Here is a 3,680-nt window from a genome sequence, read left to right as displayed (position 1 = left end):
TGATCACGGGCTGGCGGGGGAGGTCGTCGATCTCACCGGCGTCCCGAGAGGATGGCCGCCCGTGGCGAACGGACCGCTCTTAAGCTTTTAGCATCAGTGGAAATTCCATGGCGGTATCTCGCGCCAGTTGTCAGGAAATCCCATCGCTTTCAATGGAACGCCGGGCCGACGGTCAATCAATTGTTCAAGACGTGACGCCCATGGTGATGAATTATCGATTAATTTTGTCAAATGCCACGTCATACCACAGATAACAAAAAGCTTGTCGTGCCCAAAGGTCGGCCAATGCGATGAATAAATGCGTGGTATTTTAGGCTTGATAGTAAACGCTCTGTTCCATATGCGGTTGTGATGTGCACAGACATTGCGTGCGAATGACAAGGAATGAAGCCAGCTCTCCATGACATCGTGCTGCAAATCGAACTTTGATGACACAGCTTGCCGAATGTGACCTTTCGAAAACTTATATATCTTTGATATTGATCCGAATGACATTATTTCAGTCATCATCCAGGAGGGTGGGTATGGTTGGGAATATTTATTCATAAACTGATTTATGAACATGTGTTGATGCGGGTGGTTTCTATCGCCAACGCAACCGTCGAGAACTTCAGTAATCAAACGGTGCGAGCCGCGATCAAAATTCGACGGCTCGCAGAGCCAAAATGGTCCATGCGCTTGTGCGCCGGCATCCGATAGCGTGGCTTTTACCGCTACTTCCACTCTTTCGAATGCTCTGGTGAATAGCGCTCTTAGGCGGCGGTCGAAATTATAGATTTCGACCAGCTGCTCGAACGATATGCCAGGGACAAATCGCTCTCTCTTAGGGTCCGCTGGATCAGTATAATATCTGTAGTATCCAGAAAGTCTATAGTAACCAACAAACTGCAGAAAGTGTTTGGCTTTCCCTACGTCTGAAATTTCAAGGCCGCGTTGTCTAAGGAGATCAAGCTGCGCATCAAGTGTAATGGCTGGTTTTGTAAAATCGATTTTAGACAAAAAGAAACCCCCCTGAGGCGCTTCCATGGAGAGGCGTGGGGGGTGTTATTACCCGCGATAATTGGCGCCGCCTCGCCCTGAGTCAAGAGGAGGTTATGCACAATCGGTTGCGAAAATCACATGGCCCACAGGCTCGGTTAACGATTTTTTGCATCTTCGCCGCATGAGCTAGGGTCGGCTTGCAGGACGCTGGCGCCGGCAGTCCGCAGGGTCTGCATCAGGGCGTTCAACTGGGCGATCGTGACCGTCGGCTCGCCGGGACTGCTTTCAGCCCGCTCCACAACGCTCACAGGCACCTTGGCATGCCGGGCCAGATCTCTAGGCGCCCAGCGGATAGAAAGCCGTGCTGCGAGGAGCTGCGGGCCTGTGATCACCCTCATCTGCTCCTATGGCCGTCGGCCGCAGCTCCAAGCTTCATCTCACGACCGCGATGACGGTGCTACTTGCCCCCACCGCCCTTATAGGCCGTGATCGCGCGACGGCAGTTTTCCGAGATCTTGTCCATGTTCTTCTCGAAGCAGGCGTCCATCTCTGGGCTGTCCGGATCATCGCCACTACAGAAGGTGACCGCATCGCCCGAGCAATAGGTCTTCAAGTCCTTGTTGCCACGCTTTGAGACGGAGGCGTCAGGAGCGGCGAAGGTAGGGGTCGCTACAGCGATGAGGGCGAATGCGAGGAGGAAGCTGCGCATATTGGATACCTGCCGAAGGAATTCGTCGGTGCGCTAACGGCTTGGCTCGGCGATCTATCCCTTCCGCTAACGAAGCCGAGGCTCGCCCCCTCCGCGGCATTCGGGGTGTGACCGAGCGGTCGAGTAGCTACTTGCCGCCGGCCTTCTCGTAGGCGTCGATGGCGCGACGGCAGTTCGGCGACATCCGGCTCATATTCTTCTTGAAGCAGGCGTCCATTTGCGGGCTGTTCGGATCGATGCCCGCACAGAATGCCAGGGCGTCACCCGCACAATTGGTCTGTAGGTCCGCATTGCCGCGATTGGGCGCCTGTGCTGAGGCGGAGGCGGCGATAGCGATGAGGCTGGCGGCGAGGATGAGGCTGCGCATGTCTGCTATGTAGCTGCCATGGGACCGCTGACGAGGTGGCCTCGGTGCGACCCGAGCCCCTGTCGCCATGACGGAGGACGACCATGGGCTCTTCCGAACCCAATCGCCTGATCTATGCCAGCCCGAATGGCGACCGCTGGCACCTGCTGTTCGATCCAACAACCGGGTACAGCTTCGTTCGGCATACCGGCAACATCGCCTCGGGCGGCCACGTGACGGACTTCAGTCTGCCGAACTTCCTCACGCCTGGCCGCAATGGCCCCGAGCATCAGGAGCTCTGGCGGCTGATCGGCACCCTTGTCGGCGAGGATGAACCCAGGCAGCAGCCCATCGACGTTGCATAGGCCAGATCGCCCCTTCTGGTCTGATCAAAGGCTGGCGGGGATGAAAGGCTACTCCGAAGCCTCTGCGGCCTCCTCGCCGTCCTTGACGCCTAGCGCGGCTTTCTCAGCCAGGAGCGTCGCCAACGCAGCGCGGATCTGATCGCCCTGCTCTCGGTAGGGTTGATCGAGGGCGGCCATCATAGCGCGACGATATCGGTCTTGGACCGCGGCGAGCTGCGTCGCCATGCCGACCTTTGCCGGTGTCTTCTCAACCAGCTTTGGCTTGGCCCGCGCCGGCTTCTTCGGCGCTTTCTTCGAAAGCTTTTTCTCAGGCATGGCGGGCCAAGCGCGTGCCGCGTCCTGAGGTTCCTTCGGCATCCTGCTCGCCATCGCCTCCTGATTGATCGCGGCCTTTTAGGAGTCGAAAAAATGGGCGCCTCTCCCAAAAAGGGGGGAGGGGGGCTATTTCCGAATAAAAATGGGGTCCTTTTTATGGGACGCCCACGAGCGGTCGGCGGGCTTGGTCTTAGCCACTCAGTGCGGTCCAGCCTGACGCCGCGGCGGAGGTATTCTTCGTCTGCAATCCCGGTACAAAGCCGCCCGGGTCCGGTAGCTCGCCCCACGGGAGCTGGGCCTGGATTAGCCCGCCCAGTTCGCCGGTGCGAGCTTTTTCGTGCCGAATGCCGGCTCGGGACGCGTGAGTTCGCAAACCAGCACGGGTTGGTAACCGACGTCCGTCACCCTACCCCCGAGCCAAGTTGCGTATCAGCTTACACAGGTGAGGCAATCGAGACCCATGCCGCCGCATAGCAAGCCGCTAGCTCCCATCGCCCGAGGCGAAAAAGCTGGCCGGCTTGCAACGAGCGAGATGATCAAGACGCTGAGCCCGGAGACAGGCAGCGTTGAGGGCGTCGTGCGCCGGATCGAGCAGGTCGGGATCATTGTGGCCCGGGGGCATCAGGAAGCCGGCATGCGAACTGATGAAGTTCGGGCATGGCACATTGGCTTTGAAGCGGGGATGCGCCTCGAACTCGGCGCATGTAATCTCCGAGTTCTAGGCGCATCCCCGCTTCACAGCCAATGTGCCCTGCCCGACCTTCAGCAGATCACATGCCGGCTTCCTGATGCCCCCGGGCCACAATGCTCCCGACCTGCTCGATCCGGCGCACGACGCCCTCAACGCTGCCTGTCTCCGGGCTCAGTGTCTTGATCATCTCGCTCGTTGCAAGCCGGCCAGCTTTTTCGCCTCGGGCGATGGGAGCTAGCGGCTTGCTATGCGGCGGCATGGGTCTCGATTGCC

General features: G+C 58.6%; 6 protein-coding genes. 1 reads left to right on the top strand and 5 read right to left on the bottom strand.

Translation table 11 applies throughout. The annotated features are described in order from the left end of the window. Window positions 1-93: 93 nt before the first annotated feature. The 3 genes from MKL09_RS00195 to MKL09_RS00185 form a co-directional block, all read right to left on the bottom strand. On the bottom strand, window positions 94-1,026 hold the full coding sequence (locus MKL09_RS00195; protein WP_244016864.1) for an Abi family protein: 933 nt from the start codon (window positions 1,024-1,026) through the stop codon (window positions 94-96). Between the two features lie 412 nt (window positions 1,027-1,438). Continuing rightward, window positions 1,439-1,690, bottom strand: a complete 252-nt coding sequence (locus MKL09_RS00190) for a 3',5'-cyclic-nucleotide phosphodiesterase (protein ID WP_244016862.1) — start codon at window positions 1,688-1,690, stop codon at window positions 1,439-1,441. A 127-nt stretch (window positions 1,691-1,817) separates the two neighbouring features. Then, window positions 1,818-2,057: a 3',5'-cyclic-nucleotide phosphodiesterase gene (locus MKL09_RS00185; RefSeq protein WP_244016860.1), complete on the bottom strand. Its 240-nt coding sequence runs from the start codon at window positions 2,055-2,057 to the stop codon at window positions 1,818-1,820. A gap of 83 nt (window positions 2,058-2,140) precedes the next feature. Here MKL09_RS00185 and MKL09_RS00180 point away from each other — a divergent pair, with 83 nt between their 5' ends. Next, on the top strand, window positions 2,141-2,401 hold the full coding sequence (locus MKL09_RS00180; RefSeq protein ID WP_244016858.1) for a hypothetical protein: 261 nt from the start codon (window positions 2,141-2,143) through the stop codon (window positions 2,399-2,401). Between the two features lie 48 nt (window positions 2,402-2,449). Here the strand turns inward: MKL09_RS00180 and MKL09_RS00175 are convergent, their stop codons facing one another. Both MKL09_RS00175 and MKL09_RS00170 read right to left on the bottom strand, forming a co-directional pair. Then, the gene (locus MKL09_RS00175; RefSeq protein ID WP_244016856.1) at window positions 2,450-2,770 is read right to left on the bottom strand and encodes a hypothetical protein; all 321 of its coding nucleotides are present in this window, start codon (window positions 2,768-2,770) and stop codon (window positions 2,450-2,452) included. A 716-nt stretch (window positions 2,771-3,486) separates the two neighbouring features. Further along, window positions 3,487-3,680, bottom strand: a 194-nt coding sequence (locus tag MKL09_RS00170) for a hypothetical protein (RefSeq protein ID WP_244016854.1), incomplete at its 5' end; no start/stop codon positions are given.

This window comes from Methylobacterium sp. J-048 (genome assembly GCF_022829515.1).
Classification (GTDB): domain Bacteria; phylum Pseudomonadota; class Alphaproteobacteria; order Rhizobiales; family Beijerinckiaceae; genus Methylobacterium.
This window is presented reverse-complemented; position numbering and strand designations above follow the sequence as displayed.

What these genes read in the sequence shown, in the direction of transcription:
- MKL09_RS00175 (WP_244016856.1), bottom strand. Translation starts at nt 2,770, where the DNA reads ATGGCGAGCAGGATGCCGAAGGAACCTCAGGACGCGGCACGCGCTTGG.
- MKL09_RS00195 (WP_244016864.1), bottom strand. Translation starts at nt 1,026, where the DNA reads ATGGAAGCGCCTCAGGGGGGTTTCTTTTTGTCTAAAATCGATTTTACA.
- MKL09_RS00185 (WP_244016860.1), bottom strand. Translation starts at nt 2,057, where the DNA reads ATGCGCAGCCTCATCCTCGCCGCCAGCCTCATCGCTATCGCCGCCTCC.
- MKL09_RS00180 (WP_244016858.1), top strand. Translation starts at nt 2,141, where the DNA reads ATGGGCTCTTCCGAACCCAATCGCCTGATCTATGCCAGCCCGAATGGC.
- MKL09_RS00190 (WP_244016862.1), bottom strand. Translation starts at nt 1,690, where the DNA reads ATGCGCAGCTTCCTCCTCGCATTCGCCCTCATCGCTGTAGCGACCCCT.